A 23,718-nucleotide genomic window follows, 5' to 3' on the forward strand; every position below is an offset into this window, starting at 1 on the left:
TCCGATGTCCTTTTATGAGTTGCTTCTACTTAGGGATCCTCAATGCCAGTGATATTCCAGAATTAATTAGAAAACGGAGCTCGCAAATCCGCGAGGCTCCGTTAATGTTGTTACGATTTTCTCTAGTGTGAACTTTTCTCCTCACGGATCACCAAGCCGGTTGCCCATTTCCCGGGTCAGTCCTGATGATCTTCGGATCAGATCCGTCCTTTACTGCACCAGTTGTGCGTCGCGAAACAGCGAGGGGTCCTTAGGTGTCGTTCCGACTCCCGATCCCCACTGCAAGAAACCATCGCGGGAATCACCCGTGGAGCCCCGATCATCGTCATTCACCAGGAACGACATTCCGATGGTATGCATTGGTGGCCCGCTAAACCCTAGCGAGGCCCAAGGAACAGAGATGACATAGTGTATGTTGCTGCCGCTTTGAATGATGCTCGCTTCGGCGCCAGGAGTTGGTCCCGCCTGCTGGCCAGCAGGCGCTGCGAAAGTGTAAACCGACGGTCCGCTGTCGAGAAGCGCTGCGCCGATTTCGACGCGCTGGCCTCCGGCCTGTCCCGGCACCCGGTCGTAGGTGCTGAACTGGATGGAATCGGTCTGCCACATGGTGTTTGGTGTGCGTGCGCCAAAATGTTTGTCATCGGTGATCGTGGTGTCGATCACAAGCCCGTCGTTGTTGTAGTTGATACGCAGCTGACCGCTTAGGTCGCTGTTCCCGCTGCGCGCCCCTAATATCGATACCCAGGTTGCTTGCGTCGCCAGGTCGATTGCGGGTAAGGTTTGGCGATCCGCGCGCTCGATGGGAGCGTAAGAAATCGATCCGGATGAAGCGTCCGAACCGCCGGCGCTGTCGACCGCCACGCTATAGCTCAAGGAGTCGAATAACGGAATGCCGGTGACCGGAACGCGCATCGAAGCGGTTCCACTTGCTGGGACATACACCCTATCCGACACTGTCCCGGATGCCGGCCCTACTTGGTAGGTAACTTGGGTCGCCGTGAGGACGCTGGTCCGATTATTCTTCAGCGCTATATCGAGAAAGTAGCTTCTGGACGTCGCGTCCGACGTGATCGTAGGTTGGACGCTGATCTCGAACGGTTTGACGACAGTTGTCGTCGTCCTCAGGCTGGCTACAAGACTCGGCTTGTGCTTGTCATTGTTATTGCCTCCGTTCCCCGGCTTCACTTTCGTTACATCGACAGCTACAGTCCGCTGGCCGAGGAGCGTGGTTGCCGGAACGCTGATAGTGGCGCTCGTAACTTTGCCTGGGGAAGTGCGAAGCTTCACAGGCTGCGCCCCGTTCGCCATGATTGTCAACTCATTGGGAAGGTCCGTCTTGCGGTTCGATCGGTCCGCAGTCACTGTAACAGGGACCGTATCTCCTTGGATTGACTGGTCGGCGACTTTCATCGTAACCGCATACTGCGTCACGCCCAAGGTTTCAACGTTGCCGGTGACGTAGATCGGGCTGCCGGTAAGTGTCAGAACGACCGTGCCGTCGGTCGGATTCACCGTCTGCGTTGAGCCATACTCATTAGTGATAATAAGAGGCTGGGTAGTGTGCAAAGCAATGGTGTCGGAGCCAGTGGACCACATCACCCGAGTCGTCGAGCCTCCTCCCGCATAAGGATACGAGTAGGCGGTAGCGGAGCCAAGGTCATCGCGATCACCAAGCGTCTTTCCGGTCACCGCGCGAATGAGCACGGCGTTTGCGACAGCTCCCGGTTTCGGAGCTACGCCAAGTACGCCATCGACGGGCTGCCTGAACAACCCAAAGTGATGTTCCCTATTATTGGGGTCCGTACCGTCATCCATAGCCGAGTACCAGTTAAAGACGTCCACGCCAGCTGCCATCACTAGCACCTGAGCACGCACCAGGTTGTCCGCTTGCTGGGGCTCCGTGGAGGCGGCGGCATACGTCGGCCAGCCGTTCTCCGTAATCCACACGGGGACGTGCCGATTTCCAGCCGCCTGCTTCACCTGCTGCACCAACGCAGGAAGCTTCGATACCAACAGTGTGCGCTCGGGCGGGGTGTTTGCCCCCTCCAAAGCGTAGCCGTAGACATTCGTCGCAAACGTATCAATGTAATTGATACCGCCGGCAGCGAAAAAGGCACTATACCAGTTATCGTCAAAGGTGGTTGCAATCGGGCCCATGACGTTCGCGTCCGGATTTCCTTCGTGAATGGGTCCGTACATGGCCTGAAGCATCTGCAGATAGCAGGCTGCGGTAGTACCGCAAGCACCATTGTTGAAGCCGGTGCCATTAAACTCGTTGTAGATATTGAAATCGCGTACCTTGCCTTTATAGTGCTCGGCGGCAGCTTTCCCAAACTGACCAAATGCGGCCAGACCAGCCGCGGAGCTCGGCGTTTTCCCGTTGTCATAATTGGCGTTGTTGTATGCCACGACTCCCTGGGGAGTCATGCCGAGGTCAAGAGCCTGTTGTGACTTGGCTTCAAAGGCATACCCGGCCCAGTTGTACACGCCTGGCTGCTTTTCAATTAACGACCAGTTAATGTCGCTTCGAATGTGGCCGTAGCCGATTGTCGCCAATGCGTTCATGAGTCCATCTTCGAGGGATTTGTAGTGACCAAAATGAGAGTCGATCCCGAAGAAGGAGTCAGGACTCAAGGCACCCGCTGGGGTGGGAGTCACAATGCCAAACGTTGTGATGCGTGTTAGTGTCTGACCATCAATCAGGCTTGAGAAAGTGAGGTTGTAGAATCCCGGCCCGAGGTCCTGCACGGATAGCAACGCATGTCCGTCAGAGCCTACGGGTATAGATCCCGTGCGAAAACTCACGCCCTGATCATCTGAAATGTCATATGAGACAAAGTCACCCACCGTGCCGAAATCCAAGTTTGCGGAATTGGTTGTGAAGAGCAGGCTCGGGTTCATTACTGCCAACGCTGGAGTCGTTGCAAAGGTGACTTGGACTCGTGCGAAGCACATTTCCGGCATGACACCGTTGAGACTATGAACGCGCAGACGGAAATCTGCGCCGTTCGTGCCGTTGGCGAACTTGATTCCGCTCAGTTCAAAGATCTGGTTCTTCCAGGTCTGACTGCCGCTCGTGGGCATCCACGGGGTGGCCTGGTATGCGTTGCTCTGGCCGTCATACTCGATGGCCATGGTTGTCGCCGCTGCGTCAAAGTAATCAACGGACACAATCGCGTATGTCGCTCCCGCGGGTTTCGCGGAGCTTGCGATATCAACATAGACGTAGGGATTTAGCGGATTTTGTGACGTTGTCCAGCACGCCGTACCGTTCCTGGTCGTCGCGGCGTGCGTCGGATCTTTGTCCGCGTCGCCGGGCCAAGCCTTGCTGACGCCGCTATAAACGGGGGGCGAACTAAATATGACGTCGGCCTGCGGCTGGGCAGCGACAACCTGGAGCGCCATCTCCCCAAAAACGCTGACTGACAAAAGCAAAACAAGCATCAAACGGATCATCCACTTTTTCACGAACATCACGTTCACTCCCTTATCTTGGCTTGAAAACCAATCGCAAGTTATATGTAAGCGGTTACCAAAGTTGGTCTAATTGTCTGCTCTCGTCCGCTTCGGTGTCCATTAGATCTTCCAATCGCTGTGGAAATCGGATTCTTTGGATTTTTTACTCCTGATTATGGAGCGAATCCGATTTTCTTAGGCGAACGAACGCTTACGCTTTTCCAGACAGATGGACCCTTCGCTCGTTGTTCACTAGGCTACTAGAGCCGCTGCTGCTGTCCCCTCCTTATTAACTCATTTCCGCCGCCCATGCAGAGCTTGCGGGCATCGGAATCCGCTCCATCTCTCCTTCTATAAACTGACCCCGCAGCTGGAGAATGAAACGAATGTGGGATGGTTTGACCTCCCGGACATCCTGAAGACCCTGGAACACACAGAGCGCTGCTGCTGTTCCCGCTGCTTCTCCGATGGCGCTGACCGAAGCCATGATCCGGTAGGAGCTGTGAGCTTCGTGGGTGCCGCTGATGCAACGGGAGCTGAGTAATAGATTGGCGCAGCCCTTGGGAATAAGCGAACGGTATGGGATATGGTAATAGCCTGGCTCGGGAATACTTTCAAGCCTAGAGGCGCCTCCGTCCGGACTATGAATGTCCAAGGAATAGGCGCATGCCGCCACCATATCGTCAAAGCGCCTGCTCTGCAGGCAGTCCTCTGCGGTCAGTTCATATTCTCCGACAATTCGCCGCCCCTCTCGAACACCGAGCTTGGGGGCAATGTAATCCAGCTTCGCATTATGGAAAGCGGGATGCTGCTGGATGGCCTCAAACAACTCCTGCACCTGCTGAATTCCCTCTTCTCTGCCTCTTGTAACCGTTTCTGGGCGGGTGGGGTCTACATCCAGCACCGAAGTAGAATTGAACAGCAGGGCTTTGCCGTCTGGATAAGGAAAACAAGTGATGCCCTGTCGGGGGTTGCCAGTGCGGCCTGCCGCTTTCATGTCGAGGTAATAAGGCAATAGCTCCCTGCGTAACGAATGTATGGCCGACCATTGCCGAATATCCGGCTCCTTCAGCAGGGAGCAGTCTATGCCGCTGACCTTGAAGGTGGCCGTAGCGGATTGCAACCTACCATCGCCTTCTCTGCCCAATTTGTACTCCAATCCCGCCAACGCGGAAAGATTGCCGTCGGCAGTGGCGTCGAGGTATATCTTGGCAGTAACTGTAGCTGTTCGGCTGCCCTGGATATGTAGACGGACAATTCGTCCGTTCTGCTTATCCGCTTGGGAAACCTTACAGTCGGTCCACAACGTAAGGGTCGGTTCCGAAGCCAATAGCCTCTCGTATGCAGCCTTCAACTCCTGCTCATCATAAGTAGGAACAAGCTTCTCATTGTAATGCGTGTATGAGGCGGGAAACAACTCCCGGTGAATGCCGCTGGTAATCGGTCTTCCCCAGGAATCCCGGAAGGTGCATACCAGCGATACACTGGAGAATACACCTGTCCCCCCCACTTCCTTGGCTTGCTCAATCAGCAGCACCCTCATCTGCAATCTTGCAGCAGCAAGCGCCGCGCTAATTCCTCCTACACCCGCGCCCGCGATGATAATATCAAAATCATAAGACTCGCTCATAACACACCCCTCATTTTCTTTACATAGCCGTATTATTTCTTAGCCTGCTTCGTATACAGTTCTATATAATCCTTAATCATCTGGTCCCCACCCTGAGAGCGCCACTTCTCCACTTCTTTATTGAAGCCGGCCTCATCAAGGGTTCCCATAATGAATTTGACACGGGCGTCGGCAATGATCTTGTTCAGTTCCGTTCCCTTCTCCACAGCGGTCTGAGAGATCAGGGGCTCCACCGGGTTCGATACGGCAATGGCCTCATTGTTTTTCATCATAGTGCGGAATTTATTGTCCGCTTCTCCCTTCCCCTTCCAGATCATCAGCGCACCGTCATAGGTAGGCAGCTGCTTTAGAGGAGATACCTCATTGGCATACGCCGTCTGGTCAGAGATGGCCGGTTCTCCGTCCGCTCCTTTGGTGTAATGGACTCCCTCGATCCCCCACGTCCAGGTATACATCATTTGGTCATCGACGATTTTGTCGAAGAAACCAAGAAGCTGCTTCAGCTCCGCCTCCGACTTGACGGTGGCCTTCGGGAACACGAACATTCCGTTATACCCCGTGGTTGCAAATACCCGCTCTCCCTTAGGTCCCTGAATTTTGCTGACAATATCGATCTTGGCGGCAGGATTGGCCTTCTTCAGCTCGTTTCCTCCTGTGATCACGAAGTCAAGGGTAGTGAATAGCATACCGGCCTTGCCTTGAAAAAATTGCTCTTGCTGTTTGCTGACTTTGGTTGCCGCAAAATCCTGATTAATCAGTTTTTCGTCATACAGCTTCTTGTAGAACTTCATGGCTTCCATATTTTCTTTAGTCATAAACATGGGAACTGCTTTGCCATCCTGAATATCCCATTGGTTAGGCGCTCCGAAGAAAGAGGCGATGGTTTGGAAGCCGGTGAGACCCATGGCGCCTGCGCCTCCGGAATCCTCGGCCTCCACTAGCCCGAAGGTATCGTTTTTGCCGTTTTTGTCCGGATCGTTTAATGCGAATGCCTGGATGACCTTGTAGAGATCATCGATGGTCTTGGGTTGCTGCAAGCCCAGATTGTCTAACCAATCCTGCCGGAAGTTGATGCCCTGGCGGGCCAGCGCTCTGGCGCGGTACAAACCGTAAACCTTGCCATCCACAGAGATATTATTCAGTACCTGCTCACTAGCGTTGTACTTGCTCAAATTAGGAAATTCCTTGATATAGGGTCCGATCTCCCAGAACATGCCCGACCGCTCTGCATTGATGATGGATGAGGACTTGGTATCCGCAATCATCAGTACCTGAGGCAGATCATTGGAGGCGATGGAGACGTTAACCTTGTCATTGTAAGCAGACGCCGGAACCCAAGTGGCATTGATCTTGGTATTCGTGTATTCCTCGATCTTCTTAATAATCGGATTGTCGGCCTTGGGAGGCTCGGTCGATGAATACTGGTTCATCATCGTGAATGTTAATCGTCCGCTTGGCGTTGCATTCGGGTTCTTCTCTTCCGGATTGCCTCCGCATGCCGACAAACTGGCGGCCGTCAGAATTACTGTGAGACCCGTTAGGGACATTTTGTGCTTTAACTGCTTCAAATCTTACTCCCCCTCATAATATTGAACATATTGTATCAAAAGATGAACAGGTTCATCCTTTAACCGAACCCAGCAGCACTCCCTTAGCGAAGTGCTTTTGCAAAAATGGATAAACCGACAAAATCGGGACGGTGGAGAACACGATAACCGCCATGTTGATAATCTTGGACGGCGGAGGAGGCGCCTCGTTCATATCGGACAACCCCTTCTCCGACAAGATCACGATCTGTCTTAACAGGACCTGGATGGGCCATTTCTTCGAATCGTTGATGTACAAAATAGCGCTCAGGAAGGTATTCCAATGAGTTACTGCATAGAACAGCGCAAAGGTTGCAATAGCAGGCAGAGATAGCGGGATGACGATACGGAATAAAATCCCAAGGTCATTGCAACCGTCGATCTTGGCCGATTCCTCCAAACCGTCAGGCAGCTGCTGGAAGAAATTTTTGATGATGATCATATTAAAAGCGCTGATCGCGCCAGGAATAATAAGCGCCCAGTAGGTATTAGTAAGGTGCAGCGCTTTGACAATCAAAAAGGTAGGCACGATACCGGCGTTGAACACCATCGTGAAGATAACCATGAGCATGACGGGACGGCGTCCGTACAAATCCTTGCGGGCAAGCGGATACGCCATCAGCACCGTCATCAGCAGGTTCACAAGTGTCCCTATCACCGTCACCCCAATGGTCACTGCCAGGCTGCGAAGCAGTATGGGAGTAGAGAAGATGTAACGGTAGCCCGTCAGCGAGAATTCCGTTGGAAATACGAGGAAGCTCTTGGACAATACCTCCTGCTCAGTCGCGAAGGAAATCAGTATGATATAAAGAAACGGGATGAGCATCACAGCCGACACCAACAGCAGGATGGCAACGTTAGTCCACTCGAACAGATGGGTTCCCCAGCTTCGGTTTTGTTGATTCATAAATTAGTACACCCCTTCCTCACCGAATTTTTTGGCCATCCAGTTTGAGCCGATAACCAGTACAAATCCGACAACCGACTTGAAAAGGCCGACAGCCGTACTGAAACTAAACTGCCCTTGCGTAATCCCCGCCGTATATACATAAGTGTCAAACACTTCCCCGACCTCACGGTTAATCGGATTCAGCATCAGGAAGATTTGCTCAAAGCCCGTGTCCAAAAAGGTACCGAGCCGGAGGATGAAAAGAATGATAATGGTAGAGCGGATGGCCGGAAGCGTCACGTGCCATAGTTGTCGCAATCTTCCCGCTCCGTCCATTTTTGCGGCCTCGTAAATCTGGGGATCGACTCCTGCCAAGGCTGCAAGGAATATAATAGTTCCCCATCCTGTTTCCTTCCAAATCACCTCCAATGTAATCATGGTTCTAAACCAGCCTGCGCTGGCGAGAAAATTGATCTTGTCCCCGCCCATTGCCATGATGGCTTCATTCACCAATCCGCCGTCGATGGTAAAAAAGGTATAGGCGATGCCGACCACCACAACCCAGGAGACAAAATGGGGTACATAGATCACGGTCTGTATGGCCCGTTTGAATTTTTCACGGCGCACTTCATTAATCATGAGAGAGAGCAGGATCGGTGCGGGAAAAAAGAAGATAATATTGTACCCGGCCAGCACCAGGGTATTCTTCAGAAGCATCCAGAACACCGGGTCATGGAACAGCCGCTCGAAGTGCTTCATGCCTACCCACTTACTTCCAAAAAAGCCCAGGTAAGGCTGATAATCCTTGAAAGCCATGAGAAGTCCCCACATAGGAGCGTATTTGAACAACAAGAAGTAAAGCACCCCGGGGGCCAGCATCCCATAAAGCCATTTGTTTCTCCGTACCTGGCCCCAGAAACATTGCTTCTTCGGCTTAACGGCAGACATTTCAAGAGCAAGATTTCCTTCGATTTGATTCATCTTCGACTCCACCTTCGTGTTTCTTGTCTTTTTTTGTGCGTACCTTCAAGATAAGCGGCGGACAGGCGGACGTCTATAATCGAGGGATAATCATCAGGAAAGGAGTTTGCCTCTGTTGGGGCTATAATCATCATCACGTGTGGAATAATCATGAGGCCAAGGCCGTGGAAACCTCTTGTTACCCTTAGCATCAAAATGAAGAAGACCCCCTACCGCAGGGAGTCTTCAATTGAATTCATATTTTGTGATGGCAGTGCAATTCCCGGTATTGTCCGGGCGTCATGTTCTCCATCTTGCGAAAAAAGCGGATGAAATTCTGAGGGTTGGTGTAGGTTAGTCTTTCCGCAATATCCGCGATCTTCATATCCGTCTCGACCAGCCATCGCTTCGCCATCTGCAAACGGTAGTTTTGCAGGTACTCGCTGAAGCTGATTCCTTTTTCCTTACTGAACAGCGGCCCCAAATAGTTGGGGTGGTAATTCAATTGCCTTGCGCAAGCCTCAAGGGTAAGCTCGGTATCGAAGCGCTGGTGGATCAAATCCGTTATCTGGTCCGATATTTTCTTGGCGTGAGACTTACTCTGCTGCTCCAGCCTGCGCATGATCGGGGCAATGACAGTATCGTAAAACCAAAGGCGGATTTCCTCCTGGGATTTTAGATCGAGTAGTCTATCAAAAAGCTGCCTTTCCTGATCGGGTGGTAATTCCGTTTCTGTATCCTTCTTTGTATCCGCTGTTGTCTCGGACTGTCCAAGCTCGGTCAACATCGTGTACAGCCTGACCAATGCCATCCGGTATTGGCGCCAGTCGGCTTGCTCTCGAAAGATCAGTTCAATGCAGCGTTCCAACAGCTCGTCAGCCCTTGTCCGCTCCGCCAGCTTAACCGCATCGTAGAGCTCTTTGGCCGCACGGTGTGGGAACACGCTGGATACTACGTCTTCAGGCTGGACATCATCGATAAACAGAACAGATTCCGGGCCGTAACGAATCCGGTAACGAAGTGCCTCTAGCGCTTGCTCGGCAGAGACAGAAATATCGATGAGTCGCTTTTGGGGACGGCTGATGCCGATGCTAATTTGCAGCTTCAGGTAATGCAGCACGGTTCTCTGAATAAGCTCCGCCACGGCAAACAACCGGTTCTTGTACTCCTCATCCGTAATTCCGGCCCCTCCGACAACCGTAATCTGGGATTGTTCCAGCAACACCGGATCTAGCCGCTCCTCGGCGGGAATCAGCTCGCCGGCGATATTTGCGATGGCGAAGAGCAGCAGATCACGGTCATTTTCATTATACTGGGACCTCTCCAGAGAATCGATCTGAATGGCGAGTACGGCATGCCACTCCCAATTGGCTTGATAGCCATACTCTTTCAATCTGACAGGCAACTGAGACTCTTTCTCCTCACCACGAATCAGCTTCATGACAAAAAACTGCTTCAGCTCCCGCACATGTCCCGTAAGCTGGGCCAAGAGGCGGGATTCCGTCTGCAGCATGGATTGCAGCCGATAGCCGATCAAGGCAAATTCATCGTTACGGGCTTCTTCAGGCAGATCTCCGAATCTGTCAGCCATCGTCGCGACCAATTTTCGAACCGGCCGATAGAACGTCCGGGAACCGAACAGTGCCAGCCCGCCGGTTACCAGAACCATGAGCAGGCATACAAACAGAGTAACCCAGCCAATAGAGCGGGAATCTCGGGTAATATCCTTTATGGATATGGCGGACATATAAATCCAACCATTGTAACTTGACTTGCGCATGATGACGCTTGTATTGTCCCCGTCAAGCTCTACATTGAATTGTCCTTCCGTTTCACTTCGCCTTTGCACCTCGGCAACCAGCTGCTCCAAGCCGGATTGCTGTACTTTCTGATCGCTTCGAGACAACAGACGGTAATCCTTATCCATGACCATAATGCTGCCAATCCGGCTGTCGGCTGCCAGAAGTCTCGCCAGCTGGGATTCAGCGATGGTCACGATGGCCAGTCCGTTGGCTTTTAGTGAATTCAGCGGGATTTTCTTCACAAGATTAATACTTGGCGAACTTTTGTCCTCGTCCGTTACCCAAAGAGAAAATGAAGGCAGCTTCTCAAACCGAAGAAGCTGATCCAGATTCCTAACATCGTCGAATGTAAAAATATTGTTGTTGTCGATGCCCCATTGACCTTTTAAATTCAATACCGTCATATTGTTTATTGTCAGCTCGAAGGTTTGGGTGCGCACCATGCTCTGATACATTTCATTATAAACCTGATAATGGGCTGCTGAATAAGGGAGCGACATAGCATTCACTACAAGGGGCGAGCTAATATACTGTGTAACCGAATGATCGATCGTCTTGAGGATTTGCTCTACACGAAGTTGGGTCTGCTGAAGTGTCGCCATGCTGCTCTGGTTGACCTTGTCCTGGACTATAGTGGAAGCTTTGTAATAGGAGATGATTCCAACGATGATAGCTGGAATAGAGCCGATCAGCAGACTGTACATTAAGAGACGGGTGAAATATTTACTGGAACGAATTTTCATGGCATCTCCCTCGTAAGCCGTTTCGCCGAATGTTTCTCCTATTATAGAGATGGGATTGAAGGAAGTCCATAATCAGGGCATAATCATTAGATAGGATTATGGGGTTTGATTCGTTATTCAGCAGCAGGCCGGCCCCTCCCGCCGTCGACTACTAAATCTATGCTCTGCTTATCTTCATAAATTGGCAAAAAAAGCCAACAGCACCAGCCATCGACTTCTCTATATCTTAAATCCAACATACTCTGGCAATCAGCGGTTTTGCATCGCTACTTTTAGTCCGAGTCCAATATATATCGCTCCGATCATTTTCCCGCTCCAGCGTCCAAGCCATGAGACTCTTCTTACAAGTCGTCCCAGCTGACGAATGCTAAGCGCGATACCACTCGTGTACGCCGTTCCTAGTATAACAAAAATAAGACCTAAAATGAGAAACTGAAGCACCGATGCTCCCCGCTCAGGATGAACAAACTGAGGCAAAAAGGCCAGAAAAAATAAAGCCGTCTTAGGATTTAAAAGCTCGGTTACGACCGCTTGGCCGAACGACCGCAGAGGTGATAAAACCGGTGCTTTAGGAAGCTGTGGATCTGCTGGCTTTTCCATCAAGGCTCGAACGCCCAAATAGACCAAATAAGCAGCCCCAACGTATTTGACAAATTGAAATGCAAAAGCGGAAGTCATCAATATCGCAGACAATCCGATGGCTGCGAATAAAGTATGAATTAAATCTCCCGTTGCTATGCCAAGAGCCGTCATGATGCCCGCTCTCTGTCCACCTTGTACGGTTCGAGTAACCGTAAGCAACACCGCAGGTCCAGGTATAAGAAACAACCCTATAATGACCACTAAAAAGGTTCCTAATGTCGCGAAATCAATCATGATGCATCTCCTTCTATCCCATTAGTTCAGACTAACGAACATTCGTAAGGAGATTGTACTTATTGCCCTGTCGATTGTCAATTTGCTATGGTGTCGCAGTACCTAACTAAACCTATCCCACCTGCCCATCCCCTTAAGTAGTTCTACAATGTAACCATTAATCCGTCATAAGCAACTTGCATGCCATTAGGCTCGAATATTTCGACGAGATCTTCATGCAGTAACCTTGCGTTATGAGAGAAATGCGTAACAATGACCGGTGCCCCAGCCTTCAGGACGCCATTCGCATCCATCCAAGCTTTCGCTTCCAAAACACCATCGACGTTCATATGATTATTGCGGTGGGGACTATGTCCTGTTGTGCATTCAAGAATGGCCAAATCCAGCTTTCTATCCTTAAGCCAAGCCCAGGTCTGCTCTGGAAACCAACCGCTGTCGTTACCGTATAGGATCGATTTTCCGTCTTTTTCTATGTAATAAAGCAGGCAGGTTTCTTGCTTGTCATGATCGGCTAAAAGAGGCACGATCGTAGCGGTTTGCGTCTTCATCGGTTCAAACGGAAGCACTCGATGGAACTGATATTTGTGGGTATATCCGTTAAGCGCCTGGAAACAGAGCCGCAAAGGAATATCATGTCCATAGACATGCATTGGACTATTCCCGGATTGCGCATAGCCGTCTGCCCGAATGACCATATCCTCTGCATACAGGTGATCGGAGTGCGAATGGGTGATCAGTAAATCCTGCACCTGATTCATATCGATGCCATATCGGTGCGAATGATACAACGTATCCGGCGGAAAATCGACCTTCAACACATTATCGATAATAACCGATGTTCGAGAACGAACATTGGGGCCTCCGCGCTCACGAGCTTGTTGGCAGGTTGAACATTGGCAGAACAGCGACGGGATGCCCTCAAAGGCAGCCGTTCCCAGAAAATGCACCTTCATTGGATAGATCCTCCTTAGTTTTGGTAACCAAAAACCTTCAATCTTAATACCTAACGTAATCATGCTGGAAGATACCGCTTTTTTCAAGCGCTGCTTTCTCTTTTCCCGGCCTAAGGACGATTAGCTAGGTCATTTTAAAATATGCTATTATGAAGCGTAAGGGTTATTTATGACTAAGGGGGCCCCCAATTCATGAGCAAAGGTACAGCCCTGTTAAGGCAGCAAAATGAAAAACGGACATTGGCGCTCCTTCGTGCGGGGAAGCACAGTTCCAGACAAGAAATTGCTACAGCCTTGGGTTTAAGTAAAAATACCATTTCGTTAATTGTAGATAAATTTATTAAGGACGGCGTCATCAAGGAAGTCGGTATCAATGAACAAGGAGGCGTCGGTAGACCCCGAATTCAACTGCGGCTGCAGACAGAAGCTTATAAAAGCATCGGGATCTTGATCCAACACTCGTATTTTCAGTATGTCGTTACAGACTATTGCTCTGCCATTTTGGACAAGGGCAGCATCCCGATGGATGAGGATGATCCCGAACGCTATATCGAAAAGCTTATTGAATTATGCAGCACCTTGATAGAACAGCATCCGGAAACGCTTGGTATAGGTGTAGCCGTCCCGGCTCTTGTAGATCCGATCGAGGGGGCTGTTCACTTCTCCTCCCATTTAAGCTGGAGAAGTGTCCGTTTGAAGGAGAAAATGGACGCCAGGCTGCCGATCCAAACCAAAGTGCTCAACCTTGTGAAAGCCGCTGCCCTCGCTCCTTCTTCAGGACTTCCAAAGGAAAATGCAGCCAATTCATTTTATTTACGCATTGATGAAGGGATTGGCGGCGCCCATATTATGGATAGCCAAATCTACAGTGGAGCCAGCTGGACAGCGGGAGAAGCAGGACATTTGTGCGTAGAGCCGGATGGTCCGCTATGCAGCTGCGGTCAAAAGGGCTGCCTGGAAGCATTGGTCAGCATTCCAGCGATCATAAAACAAATTCAAAAAGTGCAGCCAGACATAAAAAACGACGGCGATCTTGAGCGTTATCTAACTGGCAATGGGGCTGAGCTCCCTTCTTTCCATAAGATCATGCAGCAATCCGGCCAGTATGTCGGCATGGCTGTCTCGCAAATTATTTTGCTGTTGAATCCGGCCTATATTGTCATCGATAGTCCATTTGAAAAGCTGGACTCTTTCAAGCATTCGGTTATATCGACTGTAGAAAGCCGGGCGTTAAGGTTTCCTACCGAAAAAACCAAAATATTGTTCATTAAAAGCCATTTTGCCTCCAGTATTGGGGCTGCTTTCGCTGTTATTCTTGATTTTGAAAAAGAATAACAGCTTTTTTTGAAAATAAATGAAAGTGACGAAATTGTGAAAATACGATTGACACGCGAAATGTAAGCGTGTTAATTTATTATTAACAATTAGTCCTAGTCTAGGATTAATTGATCCGAATTACATCACATTATAGGGGTGAGCTCCATTATGTCAATGTTGGACTGGATTGTGTTGGGACTATTTTTCCTTCTCATGGTGGGCATTGGGGTTTGGTCTTTCCGACAAATCAGCGGTACTCAGGACTTTTTTGCAGCTGGCGGTAAAATGCCTTGGTGGCTTTCCGGTATTTCTCATCACATGTCCGGCTACAGTGCGGCGGTCTTTGTCGCCTATGCAGGAGTCGCTTATACTTACGGGTTTACCCTCTACATTTGGTGGGCCGTTCCGGTATCCATTGCCGTATTTGTTGGCGCTGCTCTAATTGCTCCAAGATGGGCTCGCTTGCGTCAACGCATGAACATCGAATCCCCCATGGAGTATCTTTCTACAAGGTACAACGTGCCCACACAGCAGTTAATGGCGTGGAGCGGCGTGCTGCTCAAGCTTTTTGACGTCGGTGCCAAATGGGCAGCCATCGCTGTTATCTTGAATGTATTCGCAGGGGTTCCTTTGACGGTGGGCATTTTCTTATCCGGTGCGATCTCCCTTTTGTACTCTGCAATCGGCGGCCTGTGGGCGGATGCTTGGACGGATTTTGCCCAGTTTATCGTTCAATTGATCGCAGGAATCGCTATGTTCGTCATCGTACTTATGAAATTAGGCGGTTTTAGTGCAATTACAGGCATTTGGGATCAACTGCCGGCATCACATAGCCAGCCTCTTGTTGGGCCTTATACGATGGGATTTGTACTCGCTTATATCCTGATTGATTTTCTCAGCTACAACGGCGGCACGTGGAACCTGGCACAGCGTTATATCGCCTCTCCCAACGGTTCCGAAGCACGTAAGGCCGCTATCCTCTCCGGCGCTTTATATCTGATTTGGCCGCTCATTCTGTTTTTCCCTATGTGGGCTGCGCCTCTCTTTTACCAAAATTTAAAAGATCCGACCCAATCTTACTCTATGATGACAATGGATTTACTGCCGCACGGCTTGATCGGCTTGGTGCTGGCATCCATGTTCGCTCATACGATGGCTATGACCACCTCGGACGCTAATGCCATTACAGCAGTTATTACGCGCGATATCCTACCTGTTATGTCCAAAAAATACCGTACGCTCAGCGAGAAAACCGCGCTTCGCGTAGCCCGTGGGGCCATGATTACCTTTGTTGTACTTACCTTAATTATTGCGGTCTATTCCAGTACATTCGGCGGTATATTGAACCTGCTTATTGTATGGTTCGGCGCTTTAGTTGGTCCAATCTCGATTCCGATGCTGCTCGGATTGATCCCCGCCTTCAAGCGCAGCGACTCAAAAGCAGCTATTGTATCATGGGCTGCCGGGATTATTACGTTTGTCATTGTAAAATATGTTCTTACTGTCAGCACAGCCACACTGGTTGCTTCTCCTGTACTCGTATCGGCTATCTTGTTCATCGGAATGGGCTGGTTGAATCGGAACAAACCGGTCGCGCCTAAAGTGGAGGAACTCCTGGATTCACTAAGTTCCGATGTGAATGAAGCAAATTCTCAAGGAAAAGGTATCAAAGCATAAAACGAACGATGCCATTGGAGCAGGACCGATTATCCAACTATTACTGGACCTGCTCCTGGTAATATCGGGAGGGACTTGGAATGAACATCATGAATGAAGCATGGGATACCGACACACTGCTGCAATTTTACCAGCGACATCTACTGGAAGATTTGCTTCCCTTTTGGAGCAGAGCTGTAGACCCACATAACGGCGGTATGTACACCTGCTTTACGAATTCAGGCGATGCACTTATAAGTACCGATAAATACACCTGGTCCCAAGGGAGATTCATCTGGATATGGTCGCGGATTGCGCGGTTAATCGAACAAGGGGTACTGCCGGGAAATGCCTCTGCCTTCAAACTAGAGGCAGAACGCGCTGTAGGCTTTCTGCTAAGCCACGTTTTTTTGGACAATGGAAACTGTGCGTTTCTATTGACGGAGGATGGGCGCAAGAAAGAGAGCATCCCTGGTGAAGGCTATGATACGAGCTTTTATGCGGACTGCTTCGTGGTGCTGGGTTTCTCCGAATTTGGCCGTTTGAGCGAACGAAGGGATATCGTAGAGGAGGCGCTCGCACTATATGACCGTATTCGGACCCGCTGCAGCAGCGGGCAGATCCGTAGTGAGCCCTACCCAGTACCGCCCGGCCTGAAATCCCATTCCGTCACTATGATTTTATTGAACATTTCGGAGCAGCTTATGGAGACTTTGAAAGGCTTTCAGCATCCTGCTTACGATCGTCTGGAGAAAGATTGCCTTGCCTATGCGGAGCAAATAATGACGGAGTTCCGAATGCCCGACCACCGGATTGCCGAACTGCTTCCTGTCCGGGGCGAAGTGCCCTCAACGGTTCTATGCCGACACGTCAACCCGGGACATACGCTTGAGTGTATGTGGTTCGTCATCCAAGCGTCAACCCGCCTTCAGCGGGAGGATCTTGTCGCGCAGACGCTGCCCGTCATCCAAAAAGCGTTCGAATTGGGATGGGATTCGGATAAAGGCGGATTACTTCGCTTCGTCGATCAAGAAGGCGGGCAGCCCAAGGGACAGCAAACGGGTGATCCCTATGAAACACTAATCTTGGACACATGGGACTCGAAGCTGTGGTGGCCTCATTCGGAAGCATTGTACTGCTCGTTATTAGCGTATGAGTTATCTAAAGATAAGAGCTTCAAGGAGCTCTACTTGCAAACACATCGTTACGTCTTCCGAACCTTCCCTCAACCGGATCAACGGATCGGAGAATGGATTCAGATTCGCGATCGTAATGGAAATCCAATGGAGAAAGTCGTAGCGCTGCCCGTTAAAGACCCTTTCCATATTATTCGCAACGTGCTGCTCATCATCGAGCTTTATTCTAAAGCTTCAGATCAATGAGGAGGTGCACGATGAAGACGCCATTACAGCTAGGCACAGCCAAAATCGATATCACACCGTCAAAACCTGTGCCACTTGCAGGGTTTGCGCATCGAACTGGACCCTTCGAGCATATCGCTCACCCGTTATACGCGAGAATCCATTGTTTGGAGCAATCGGATGGATCTGAAGGCAAGACCGCTGCCCTCTTGATCTCAGCGGATTTGATCTGGTGGGGAACCGATCTTGTAATGAAGCTGATACCTCAGTTGAAGGATCGTTATGGATTCCAAACTGTATTACTCCATGCGACCCATACCCATTCCGGCCCCCAAACCAGCGGCTGCTTCACAGAAGCTCTCGGTAAGCCTGACCCTGACTATTGGGAAGAGCTGGAGCAAAGGCTGTTGGCAGGCATTGAACAAGCACTGCAAAATAGGGAGCCCGTTACGATAGAACGAGGTGTCGGGCAATGCCGGGTCGGAGTGAACCGCAGGAAAGAAATCGATGGCCGCATCAAAATGGCCCCTAACGAAAACGGGCCCGTCGATTCGGACGTAACTGTATTACGTTTCCGTGCGGTAAACGGCGGCTGGATCAAAGGATTGCTCGTGCACTATACCTGCCATCCTACAACGACCGGAGACAACGAGATTTCGTCCGAATACTGCGGAGTGGCCTTGGATCGCATCGAGCAAGCCTTGGGGAATAACATTGTCGGCGCCTTTCTACAAGGATGCTGCGGGGATATTCGGCCTGAGCTTGTGGGCGACGATGAATTTTATAGAGGTCACCGTATGGAGGTGGAACGCTTCGGAAGCTGGTTAAGCGAAGAGGTTCTGCGCATCAACAGCCTGCCGATGGATGAGCTCACTCCAACTGATTTAAAAAGCAAGACGTTGGTGGTACCGCTGCCTTTTGAATCGCTTCCATCCGTTATCGAGCTCGAAGCGCAAGCCGATCAGACAGACATTTACGGCGAGTGGGCTCGCCTGCTGCTAAATCAGCCGGAGCGAAGACAAGAGAGCATCCCATTGGAGATTACTCGGCTTGATTTGGCGGAAGAGCTGTCATTGGTCACCTTCAATGCAGAAATGGTGGTGAATTACGGTTTTGTGGTAAGGGATGCATCCCTTGGGAGAATGCTTCCCTTAGGCTACACTAATGGCATGATTGGCTACGTACCTACTACAGAACAGCTTGCTCAAGGCGGTTACGAATCTCGGGACTCCGTCCCTTACTTCGGTCTACCGTCGCCTTTTGCCCCTCAAACTGAGGACATCATCTGCAGTGCTATATATCAATTGATAGGAGAGGAACCGAATTATGAATGAAACCATACAACCCCAACAAATAAAAACCGTCGACCAGTTGCAAGTCCATATCTATGATAACAGAGCTCTGCTAGGAACAGCAGCAGCTAGCCATGTAGCTCATAAAATGAAGGAGCTTCTAGACAGCAAAAGCCGTATTCGAATGGTATTCGCTGCAGCGCCATCTCAAAATGAATTTTTGCAAGCCTTAAAAAGCACCGAAGGGATCGATTGGTCCAGAGTTACGGTATTTCACATGGATGAATATATCGGGCTTGCCCAAGAAGCGCCACAGCGGTTCGGAACATTCCTGCGTGAGCGGCTGTTTGACGAAGTAAAGCCGGGAGAAGTCCATTTGATCAACAGTGCCGGCGATATTGATGAGGAATGTCGACGGTATGCTGAACTGCTTGGAGCAGCACCGATCGATATCGTTTGCTTAGGCATCGGTGAGAATGGCCACATCGCCTTCAACGATCCGCCTGTCGCTGATTTTAACGACCCATCGCTGGTGAAGAGCGTTGAGCTTGATTTGCCCTGCCGGCAGCAGCAGGTCAATGACGGCTGTTTTGCCAGCCTGCAGGAAGTTCCAACCCACGCTCTTACACTGACAATACCAGCCCTTTTCTCGGGCGCACACTTATTTTGCATGGTTCCGGGCAAGACGAAAACCGCGGCCGTACATCGAACACTGAATGGTTCCATTTCAACAGAATGTCCTTCTACTATTCTTCGCAAGCATCCGGACTGCACGCTATATTTGGACCCAGACGCATATGCTGGAGACATGAGTTAGGAGATGAGTAACATGTTGGGAAACGTAACGACGGTGGAAGGAATTCATTATAGGACAAAGGAACCCGTTACGATTCACATCGAACACGGCCGGATCAAAGATATTCAACCGACAGCTTCGAAGCATAACAAAGATTTACTGCCCTGGGTCGCTCCTGGACTGGTAGATTTACAAATTAACGGGTACTTCGGTTCTGACTTTAACACCATCCCTATTGCCGAGGGATCGGTTGAGCGAGCTACACGCGAGCTTTGGAAAGAAGGAGTCACCTCCTATTATCCCACGGTTATTACTAACGGGGATGAGGAGATCGAACAGGCGCTGAAGTCCATTGCAGCTGCCTGCGAGGGAGATCCTGCTTCCCATGCCGGGGTTGCAGGCATCCATCTGGAGGGCCCTTTCATCTCGCCGGAGGATGGCCCCCGTGGAGCGCATGACAAGAGCTACGCCAAAGCGCCGAGCTGGCCCTTATTCCAAAGGTGGCAGGAAGCGGCACAAGGCCGCATCAAGATTATCACCTTGTCTCCCGAATGGCCTGGTTCGATCGAATTTATCGAGAACTGCGTAGATCAAGGCGTTACCGTATCGATCGGGCACACTTCCGCCTCAGCGGAGCAAATCGAAGCAGCCGTTAAGGCCGGTGCGCGAATGTCCACTCATCTCGGAAACGGCGCCCATCTGATGCTCCCACGCCATCCCAACTATATCTGGGAGCAATTAAGCCAAGACGCGCTGACCGCTTGTATTATTGCCGACGGGTTTCACCTGCCGGAATCGGTTTTGAAGGTCATATTGCGTACCAAGGGAGAACGAGCCTTGCTCGTCAGTGATGCCGTTTACTTAAGCGGCATGGCTCCTGGCATGTATGACAATCATATAGGCGGCCGGGTCGTACTGACGCCGGAAGGGCGACTGCATCTTGCAGAAAATCCCGGACTTCTGGCAGGATCGGTTCAACTGCTTCCGTGGGGAATTTCCCATTTAGTGAAATGCGGGATGGCAGCGCTGGAGGAAGCTTGGGATATGGCCTCCGTCCGTCCCTCCGCTTTTATGAAATTGCCATCTCAGAACGGGCTGGCTGTCGGTTCGCCGGCGGATCTGGTCTTATTTGAACAGAAGAACCACAGCATTGCCATTGTTCAAACCTATAAACAAGGCCAACGAGTCTTTCATTCGATTGCATCGACCAAGGAGGAGGAATAAGCATGAGCTCGGCTGTTATGACCCAATACCTTCATAAAATAATTCAGCACCTGGAGCTGCTTCATCAAGAAGAACAAGCGTCGATTACCGAAGCGGCTCGTATGATGGCTGAGCACATCAAGCAGGACAACATCGTGTATGCTTATGGACCGGGAGGACATTCGAATCTCGGATCTCAGGAGATTTTTTTCCGTGCAGGAGGGCTTATGCATATCAGCGCCATCCTAGATGAGGGTACGCTGCTCAGCGGAGGAGCGCTCAGATCCATGGCTGTCGAACGGACACCAGGCTACGCTAATATCGTGATGGATGATTACGGGTTAAAGCAAGGGGATTTATTGATCATTATTAATTCTTACGGCATCAACTCGGCCACCATTGATTCAGCCCTTCAGGCCAAAGCGCGCGGAGTCAAAACCATCGGAGTCACTTCCGTCCGGCACGCGCTCGCCACACCTGAAAATCATGTGGCCCGTCATCCTTCCAAGCAAAATCTGCATGATCTGGTGGATGTAGTGCTAGACACGAAAATCAACGTTGGTGATGCTGTAGTCGAGATCGAGGGCCTAGATCAGCGGGTTGCTGCCATGTCCACCTTCGCCAATGCCTATCTATTAAATTCCCTCGTCTCGGAAACGATTGAGCTGCTGGTCAAGGATGGTATTCAACCGCCGATATGGATGAGCGGCAACGCAAGCGGCGGAGATGAGTCCAATGCCCGCTTCATTCAACAGTTTAAAGGTAGAATTAAGAAGCTATAATCGGGATCAATAGTTTGCGCTGGGTAGTCTAGGTGACCCTACGATAAAAAGCAGTGGCTGCAGATACAAGGATCTGTGCCGCTGCTTTTATTTTTTGTAAAACTATTGCTTCACACAATCTCATTGTTATATTGCCAACTAGTATCAGGATAACCACGCCTTATAAACCATTCTGCTAACATGGTTCTTTGTCTTATTTCCAAATCTTTAAAAGGAGCTGCCTCGATGGATATTTTATTGAAGCGATTCAGGAAATGAGGTCCCTCTTTAAATTTTCTCATAGCCCCGATCTCAACATCGTTTGCTGCCCATACTACTCTTTTAATATTAAAAGAAAGCAGTATCGTACAGCTGCACATCGGACAAGGCTCACATGTGGTATATAAGGTATAATTCTTCTTCAGAAACTTTTTATTTTCTATATCTACCATACTTGAGCCCGCTCTTCTTATCGCATCGACTTCCGCATGAGCAGTTGTATCACAGCTCGAAAAGACCCTGTTGCGCCCTCTACTAATAATGGTACCTTCAGAATCTACTATGACTGCCCCGATAGGATACGTACCTTCATCTTTAGCTTGTTCGGCTTCCAGGAATGCCTCTAATAAAAATTTTCGATCATCCACGATGATAGCACCTCTTGTTCAATTTTATTGATCATGCTGACTAATGCAAAATTGTTCAAGCATAAGCTCTGCCTCAACCACAGCTTGTCTGAACATGTCTTCAGTCAATTGAATCCGTTCCGATATATCTTGTACGGTTCGTACACCGTATAAACTTTCGAGTTCCAGCACTACTTTTGCAGGAAAATCCCGAGACGCATGAACCAGAAAGCAGTCTGCTTGATAGGGGGTGTGGACGATGCGAAGTACCTCGACAAGCGGCTGCAACACATACTTTTGGTAGTAAATCAACGACTCTAGAAAGAGCCCTCGTTTCGTATATTTCACCGCCCTGCTCCGCTGACTGTACATCCCTTGAGCTTCTTTCAGTTGTGCACGCCATTGTGAAATTTGGGACTCTCGATCCGCATTTCGATACTTTATGATGCCTGCCTTATCTATTAAAACAACCGGTACGACGGACTGATCTTCTTTAATGAATGAGACAGGATAGCTTTCACTTTGAAACGTTACGTCAAGTAAAAGGGCATCCGAGGTCCCCTGTAAATGGTATACCTTAAAGCGGTTATTGTCGGGTCGACCCGATTGTTCGTAAGCTATATCCACTTGCCCCACTCGATTCAAACTAGCATCCAGTCGCGTAATTGCATCTTTAACGAAGCCTTCCTGGGTATAACATACCAGATCAATGTCAGAATGCTCGTCTAAGCTTTGGGTACCATCCGAGCCCTCCAGCCAGATAGCCAATACATAGTCTTCACTTCCAAAATCCGACACAATTTCATTAATGATGGTCTCGCGGGTAATCGGCATGCTCAATCCTCCTTAGCAACTGAATCCCTTCATTTTACAACAATATGGGTTATTGTTTAGAAGCTATGATGCTCTGCAACAGTTCTTTGCTTTCGAGATCTTTGGTACGCGGTATCCTGCCTATTGCTCGTAAACTAACTTTTCTTCTAGTAATTGATGCGGGCTTAACGTAAATGCAGTAATGTTATGGAGAATGCACAAGCAAGAGAACGATCAATCATACTGTTCCCAGTCCTTTTTATGAAAACCTTCAAGTATCCTCTCTATCGGCACCCATCCAATATATTGAGGCTTAGTCCAGCCTGGTGCAGGTTTAAGATTCTCTATCTCCATGTAGCTATCGACTCTCACCTTATCCCAAGCATGAATGACTTCATCATTACCTACACATAAACCAACATGTCCCCAATGCTTCACTTCGTCTTGCACTAGACCCGAGCAATCATAAAAGACAAAGGAGCCTTTCGGAGGCGTTGTAGTATTCCTCCAAGCTTCATACATATCGGCTGACTCCTTAGCGTTACTTCCACCAAAAATCTCAATTCTGTTCCCTTGCTCATAGGCATCTTCTACAAATGCGAGACAACGGAGCCTATATTCCGTAGAACCTACTTTACCTAGAGCCCATTGTATGGCCTGATCAACAAAATCCTCCTGTTTAATAGTTATGCACTCCTTCAATATAGGTATTCTTTCGGTTACTTTCTCGCTCGATAAATCATAAACGACTGGTTTTCTTGAACAAAGGAACAATTATAACCACCGTAAATGCTAATATCTCTAAACCCGGCTTTCTCCAGCATCAGTTCAAACTCATACTTGTAGTACAAGCGTAATTGGGCTGTTGTAAATTGGGTTTCAACTAATCGGTCCTTGATAGACCTTCTCCTTTACTTTGTGTTGAGCGAAATATACATTCCCGATTCCAAATTCTTCTAGGCTAATTATAAATCCCGCTAGCATCCCAGATAAAGGTA

General features: G+C 49.7%; 18 protein-coding genes. 7 read left to right on the forward strand and 11 right to left on the reverse strand.

Annotation, left to right across the window (positions count from 1 at the left end; all coding sequences use genetic code 11):
- Window positions 1-210: 210 nt before the first annotated feature.
- The 8 genes from BP97_RS0113825 to BP97_RS0113865 all read right to left on the reverse strand — a co-directional run bounded on the left by BP97_RS0113825 (window position 211) and on the right by BP97_RS0113865 (window position 12,895).
- A complete protein-coding gene (locus BP97_RS0113825; protein ID WP_028549634.1) occupies window positions 211-3,474 on the reverse strand; it encodes a hypothetical protein in 3,264 nt (1,087 codons plus the stop codon).
- A 271-nt stretch (window positions 3,475-3,745) separates the two neighbouring features.
- Complete coding sequence (locus BP97_RS0113830; RefSeq protein ID WP_028549635.1) at window positions 3,746-5,086, reverse strand: FAD-dependent oxidoreductase; 1,341 nt, start codon at window positions 5,084-5,086, stop codon at window positions 3,746-3,748.
- A 32-nt stretch (window positions 5,087-5,118) separates the two neighbouring features.
- On the reverse strand, window positions 5,119-6,654 hold the full coding sequence (locus tag BP97_RS0113835; RefSeq protein WP_051620565.1) for an extracellular solute-binding protein: 1,536 nt from the start codon (window positions 6,652-6,654) through the stop codon (window positions 5,119-5,121).
- 52 nt (window positions 6,655-6,706) lie between these two features.
- Window positions 6,707-7,579 (reverse strand): carbohydrate ABC transporter permease, encoded by an 873-nt coding sequence (locus BP97_RS0113840; protein WP_036745810.1) that lies wholly within the window; start codon window positions 7,577-7,579, stop codon window positions 6,707-6,709.
- A 3-nt stretch (window positions 7,580-7,582) separates the two neighbouring features.
- Window positions 7,583-8,509 carry an ABC transporter permease gene (locus tag BP97_RS0113845; RefSeq protein ID WP_231506300.1) on the reverse strand — a complete coding sequence of 309 codons (927 nt, stop codon included), beginning with the start codon at window positions 8,507-8,509 and terminating at the stop codon, window positions 7,583-7,585.
- A 268-nt stretch (window positions 8,510-8,777) separates the two neighbouring features.
- A complete protein-coding gene (locus tag BP97_RS0113855) occupies window positions 8,778-11,066 on the reverse strand; it encodes a helix-turn-helix domain-containing protein (protein ID WP_028549640.1) in 2,289 nt (762 codons plus the stop codon).
- A gap of 249 nt (window positions 11,067-11,315) precedes the next feature.
- Window positions 11,316-11,942 carry a LysE family translocator gene (locus tag BP97_RS0113860; protein ID WP_028549641.1) on the reverse strand — a complete coding sequence of 209 codons (627 nt, stop codon included), beginning with the start codon at window positions 11,940-11,942 and terminating at the stop codon, window positions 11,316-11,318.
- Between the two features lie 143 nt (window positions 11,943-12,085).
- Window positions 12,086-12,895: an MBL fold metallo-hydrolase gene (locus BP97_RS0113865; protein WP_028549642.1), complete on the reverse strand. Its 810-nt coding sequence runs from the start codon at window positions 12,893-12,895 to the stop codon at window positions 12,086-12,088.
- 192 nt (window positions 12,896-13,087) lie between these two features.
- Between BP97_RS0113865 and BP97_RS36225 the strand changes: the two genes are divergently transcribed.
- From BP97_RS36225 to BP97_RS0113900, 7 genes are all read left to right on the forward strand, one after another.
- Window positions 13,088-14,230 carry an ROK family transcriptional regulator gene (locus BP97_RS36225; RefSeq protein ID WP_036745811.1) on the forward strand — a complete coding sequence of 381 codons (1,143 nt, stop codon included), beginning with the start codon at window positions 13,088-13,090 and terminating at the stop codon, window positions 14,228-14,230.
- 150 nt (window positions 14,231-14,380) lie between these two features.
- On the forward strand, window positions 14,381-15,889 hold the full coding sequence (locus BP97_RS0113875) for a sodium:solute symporter family protein (RefSeq protein ID WP_028549643.1): 1,509 nt from the start codon (window positions 14,381-14,383) through the stop codon (window positions 15,887-15,889).
- 80 nt (window positions 15,890-15,969) lie between these two features.
- The gene (locus BP97_RS0113880; protein WP_051620566.1) at window positions 15,970-17,250 is read left to right on the forward strand and encodes an AGE family epimerase/isomerase; all 1,281 of its coding nucleotides are present in this window, start codon (window positions 15,970-15,972) and stop codon (window positions 17,248-17,250) included.
- Window positions 17,251-17,261: 11 nt separating this feature from the next.
- Window positions 17,262-18,563 carry a neutral/alkaline non-lysosomal ceramidase N-terminal domain-containing protein gene (locus BP97_RS0113885; protein ID WP_028549645.1) on the forward strand — a complete coding sequence of 434 codons (1,302 nt, stop codon included), beginning with the start codon at window positions 17,262-17,264 and terminating at the stop codon, window positions 18,561-18,563.
- The gene (locus BP97_RS0113890) at window positions 18,556-19,338 is read left to right on the forward strand and encodes a glucosamine-6-phosphate deaminase (protein WP_028549646.1); all 783 of its coding nucleotides are present in this window, start codon (window positions 18,556-18,558) and stop codon (window positions 19,336-19,338) included. Before BP97_RS0113885 ends, BP97_RS0113890 begins: the two co-directional genes overlap by 8 nt.
- A 12-nt stretch (window positions 19,339-19,350) precedes the next feature.
- A complete protein-coding gene (locus BP97_RS0113895; protein ID WP_028549647.1) occupies window positions 19,351-20,541 on the forward strand; it encodes an N-acetylglucosamine-6-phosphate deacetylase in 1,191 nt (396 codons plus the stop codon).
- A 2-nt stretch (window positions 20,542-20,543) separates the two neighbouring features.
- Entirely contained in the window at window positions 20,544-21,302 is a 759-nt protein-coding gene (locus BP97_RS0113900; protein WP_028549648.1) for a sugar isomerase domain-containing protein, read from the forward strand.
- A 110-nt stretch (window positions 21,303-21,412) separates the two neighbouring features.
- Here the strand turns inward: BP97_RS0113900 and BP97_RS0113905 are convergent, their stop codons facing one another.
- From BP97_RS0113905 to BP97_RS36230, 3 genes are all read right to left on the reverse strand, one after another.
- The gene (locus tag BP97_RS0113905) at window positions 21,413-21,928 is read right to left on the reverse strand and encodes a nucleoside deaminase (protein ID WP_156043211.1); all 516 of its coding nucleotides are present in this window, start codon (window positions 21,926-21,928) and stop codon (window positions 21,413-21,415) included.
- 24 nt (window positions 21,929-21,952) lie between these two features.
- Window positions 21,953-22,741, reverse strand: a complete 789-nt coding sequence (locus tag BP97_RS0113910) for a hypothetical protein (RefSeq protein WP_028549650.1) — start codon at window positions 22,739-22,741, stop codon at window positions 21,953-21,955.
- Between the two features lie 213 nt (window positions 22,742-22,954).
- Window positions 22,955-23,494, reverse strand: coding sequence for an NlpC/P60 family protein (locus BP97_RS36230; RefSeq protein WP_197035462.1), 540 nt, complete (start codon window positions 23,492-23,494; stop codon window positions 22,955-22,957).
- Window positions 23,495-23,718: the final 224 nt, after the last annotated feature.

The sequence above is a fragment of the Paenibacillus sp. UNC451MF genome, from assembly GCF_000686845.1.
Classification (GTDB): Bacteria; Bacillota; Bacilli; order Paenibacillales; family NBRC-103111; genus Paenibacillus_S.

Excerpts from the sequence above, each read along its gene's own strand:
- BP97_RS0113825 (WP_028549634.1), bottom strand. The coding sequence starts at position 3,474 with ATGTTCGTGAAAAAGTGGATGATCCGTTTGATGCTTGTTTTGCTTTTG.
- BP97_RS0113830 (WP_028549635.1), bottom strand. The coding sequence starts at position 5,086 with ATGAGCGAGTCTTATGATTTTGATATTATCATCGCGGGCGCGGGTGTA.
- BP97_RS0113840 (WP_036745810.1), bottom strand. The coding sequence starts at position 7,579 with ATGAATCAACAAAACCGAAGCTGGGGAACCCATCTGTTCGAGTGGACT.
- BP97_RS0113845 (WP_231506300.1), bottom strand. The coding sequence starts at position 8,509 with ATGTCTGCCGTTAAGCCGAAGAAGCAATGTTTCTGGGGCCAGGTACGG.
- BP97_RS0113855 (WP_028549640.1), bottom strand. The coding sequence starts at position 11,066 with ATGAAAATTCGTTCCAGTAAATATTTCACCCGTCTCTTAATGTACAGT.
- BP97_RS0113860 (WP_028549641.1), bottom strand. The coding sequence starts at position 11,942 with ATGATTGATTTCGCGACATTAGGAACCTTTTTAGTGGTCATTATAGGG.
- BP97_RS0113865 (WP_028549642.1), bottom strand. The coding sequence starts at position 12,895 with ATGAAGGTGCATTTTCTGGGAACGGCTGCCTTTGAGGGCATCCCGTCG.
- BP97_RS36225 (WP_036745811.1), top strand. The coding sequence starts at position 13,088 with ATGAGCAAAGGTACAGCCCTGTTAAGGCAGCAAAATGAAAAACGGACA.
- BP97_RS0113875 (WP_028549643.1), top strand. The coding sequence starts at position 14,381 with ATGTCAATGTTGGACTGGATTGTGTTGGGACTATTTTTCCTTCTCATG.
- BP97_RS0113880 (WP_051620566.1), top strand. The coding sequence starts at position 15,970 with ATGAACATCATGAATGAAGCATGGGATACCGACACACTGCTGCAATTT.
- BP97_RS0113885 (WP_028549645.1), top strand. The coding sequence starts at position 17,262 with ATGAAGACGCCATTACAGCTAGGCACAGCCAAAATCGATATCACACCG.
- BP97_RS0113890 (WP_028549646.1), top strand. The coding sequence starts at position 18,556 with ATGAATGAAACCATACAACCCCAACAAATAAAAACCGTCGACCAGTTG.
- BP97_RS0113895 (WP_028549647.1), top strand. The coding sequence starts at position 19,351 with ATGTTGGGAAACGTAACGACGGTGGAAGGAATTCATTATAGGACAAAG.
- BP97_RS0113900 (WP_028549648.1), top strand. The coding sequence starts at position 20,544 with ATGAGCTCGGCTGTTATGACCCAATACCTTCATAAAATAATTCAGCAC.
- BP97_RS0113910 (WP_028549650.1), bottom strand. The coding sequence starts at position 22,741 with ATGCCGATTACCCGCGAGACCATCATTAATGAAATTGTGTCGGATTTT.